The organism is Microbacterium sp. Bi128 (assembly GCF_918698205.1).
Genome location: NZ_CAKKMM010000739.1, coordinates 1 through 2,510, shown reverse-complemented (window position 1 = coordinate 2,510; position 2,510 = coordinate 1). Strand labels below are relative to the sequence as shown.

The 2,510-nt window shown below is 72.4% G+C and carries 2 protein-coding genes and 1 pseudogene; all 3 read right to left on the bottom strand.

The genetic code is table 11. The features are described from left to right. A pseudogene (locus LQV45_RS25615) lies at window positions 1–801 on the bottom strand (tyrosine-type recombinase/integrase); the annotation flags it as partial. A 48-nt stretch (window positions 802–849) separates the two neighbouring features. Then, on the bottom strand, window positions 850–2,037 hold the full coding sequence (dprA, locus tag LQV45_RS25610) for a DNA-processing protein DprA (protein ID WP_230009445.1): 1,188 nt from the start codon (window positions 2,035–2,037) through the stop codon (window positions 850–852). Window positions 2,038–2,082: 45 nt separating this feature from the next. After that, window positions 2,083–2,510: ATP-binding protein (locus tag LQV45_RS25605; protein ID WP_230009444.1), on the bottom strand; the 428-nt coding region annotated here is incomplete at its 5' end.

Below are 2,510 nucleotides of genomic sequence, written 5' to 3'. Positions count from 1 at the left end.
GATCCGCGCCGCCGTCGAGCAGGTGGGTCGCTGCGGAGTGCCGCAGGGCGTGCGGCCCGGTGGCGGCGGTGTCTCCCAGCCGTTCCAGCATCTCCTTGACCACGCTGCGGATCTGGCGCTGGTCCACTCTTCCGCCCCGCGCGCCCAGGAAGAGCGCCGGGCCGCTGGTCCCGGTAGCGAGGGCAGGCCGGCCGCGGCGGAGCCAGTCGTCGACGGCGAGCGCCGCCGGCAGTCCGTAGGGCACCGTGCGTTCCTTGTTGCCCTTGCCAAGCACCCGGAGGGTCCTGCGGTCCGGGTCGAGGTCGTCGACGTCCATGCCGGCGAGCTCGCCAACCCGGACACCGGTGGCGTAGAGCAGCTCCACCATGGCACGGTTGCGCAAGGCCAGCGGTTCCCCATCGGCCGAGGCGGATTCGGCGTCGTCCACGAGCCGCCGAACCTGTTGCTGGTGCAAGACTCCTCACTGACAGCCCAGGCGGTGAAGGCCCTGGCGGTGGCGGCGCGGCGGGCCAGGGTGGCGCGGGACTTCCCGGACTCGCTCTGGGCACCAAGCCAGCGCCGCAGGGTCCCGAGCTCCAGCCCGGCAAGGTCGTGGACGCCCTCGGTTGCGGCGTGCGCGAGCAGGCTTTCGACATCGGAGAGATAGGCCCGCACGGTATGGGCGGACCGGCCCCGCTCCGCTTCCAGGTAGCGGCCGAAGCGTGCGGCGACGAACCGGATATCGCCGTCGAGCGCGGCGGGCGAGGCAGCGGGGGGATCCTGTGTAGACACCCTCTTACTCTGGCAGTATTCCCCCGGCATTCAAGGAGCCGGTCGGCGAGCCGCTTCTTCCCGGTGAAGCAACCCATCTCAGTCCGCCTTCCCTGAGCGTTTCCAGCCGCCGTGCCGGGATTCGGCCAGCCCCAGCAGCCCGAGCCGGCCAAGACCCGCGCGGACCGAGTCCGGGCTGAGCCCGGCCACCGCGGCCAGCTTCTCAACCGAGGTGGTGGTCCGCAGCGGCAGGGCATCGAGCAGGATCAGGTCCTCCAGGGTCAGGCCATCGTGGGCCTCGGACGGGCCTGCCTTGTCCGGGGGCATCGCCTCGCCGCTCGGGGAGGCGAGCTCGGCGATCTCCCCGGCATCCGTGACGCATACCGCGCCGCCTTCACGGAGAAGCCGGTGGCAGCCGGCGGAGTTGGCGCTGTGGATGGATCCGGGCACGGCGCCTACGGCCCTGCCCAGGCTTTCGGCATGGTGGGCCGTGTTGAGGGCGCCGGAGCGCCACCGGGCCTCGACCACGACCGTGACGGAGGCCAACGCCGCAATGAGCCGGTTCCGCTGCAGGAACCGGTAGCGGGTGGGAGCGGACCCGGGCGGAACCTCGGCCAGGACCGCGCCGCGGTTCGCCACGGTCCGCAGAAGGTCCTCATTGCCGGCGGGGTAAAAGCGGTCCACTCCCCCGGCCATGACGGCAATGGTGGGCACGCCGCCCGCGCTTCCGGCCAGGGCCGCCCTGTGGGCGTGGGCATCAATCCCGTAGGCCCCGCCGGAGACGATCGTGAAGCCGCGCTGGGCCAGCGAGTAGGCGAGGTCGCCCGTTACCGATGCCCCGTAGCTGGTGCTGTCCCGGGAGCCCACGAGGGCTACGGACCGGGCCGCCGTGGGCAGCTCCTGTTCCACGCCGCGCCACCACAGGCACAGGGGCTCCTGCAGTCCGAGGTCCGCCAGCTGCCGCGGCCACAAGTCATCCGTGGGAATGATGAGGCGTCCGCCGAGCCGGTGCATGGTGGCCAGGTCCCGCTCCGGCGCGAGGTCGGGCACGCGCGGGGCCCAACGCTTCAGCGCCTCGCTGAGCCCGGACCAGCCGCTGCCGCACCCGTTGTCCGCCAGGATTCCAGTGATCTCCTGTTCGAGCCCGGGACCGGCGGCCAGCGCGCCGCTGGCAATCCGCAGGGCGTCCTGCGCCCCCACTGCCTGGACCAGGGTCAGGGCCGCCGCGTCCTGCGGCTCGAACAGGCGGGCCAGGGCGGCGCGGGCTGTTCGTTCGTCATCAATCATGGTGGTTCCTTTCGCACGGCTGGGGTGGGCTTCGTGCCGGCAGGCTCAGGGTGAGACCGCGGCGGCCTGCCGGAGGCCCAGCGCCTGCCCGACGTCGTCTGCGTCCGGGACGTCGTGCCGGGACAGGTCCGCAAGGGTCCATGCGAGGCGCAGTACGCGGTCGTAGCCGCGGGCGGTCAGCACTCCGCGCTCCAGTGCGTAGTCCAGGATGCGGGTGGTGGGGGCATCGAGCCGCAGGGACCCGCGCAGCAGCCGCCCCGGCACCTGCGCGTTGGTTTCCATCCCGAATGGCAGCAACCGGTCCAGCTGGCGGGTCCGGGCCGCCCGGACCCTTTCCGCGATGCTGGCCGTTCCTTCCTCGGCCGCAGGTTGGCCGAAGCCGGCGAGCGAGACCCGCTCGACTTCGAGCTGGATGTCGACCCTGTCCAGCAGCGGCCCTGACATCCGGGCCTGGTACCGGCGGCGCATGATGG

What these genes read in the sequence shown, in the direction of transcription:
- dprA (WP_230009445.1), bottom strand. Translation starts at nt 2,037, where the DNA reads ATGATTGATGACGAACGAACAGCCCGCGCCGCCCTGGCCCGCCTGTTC.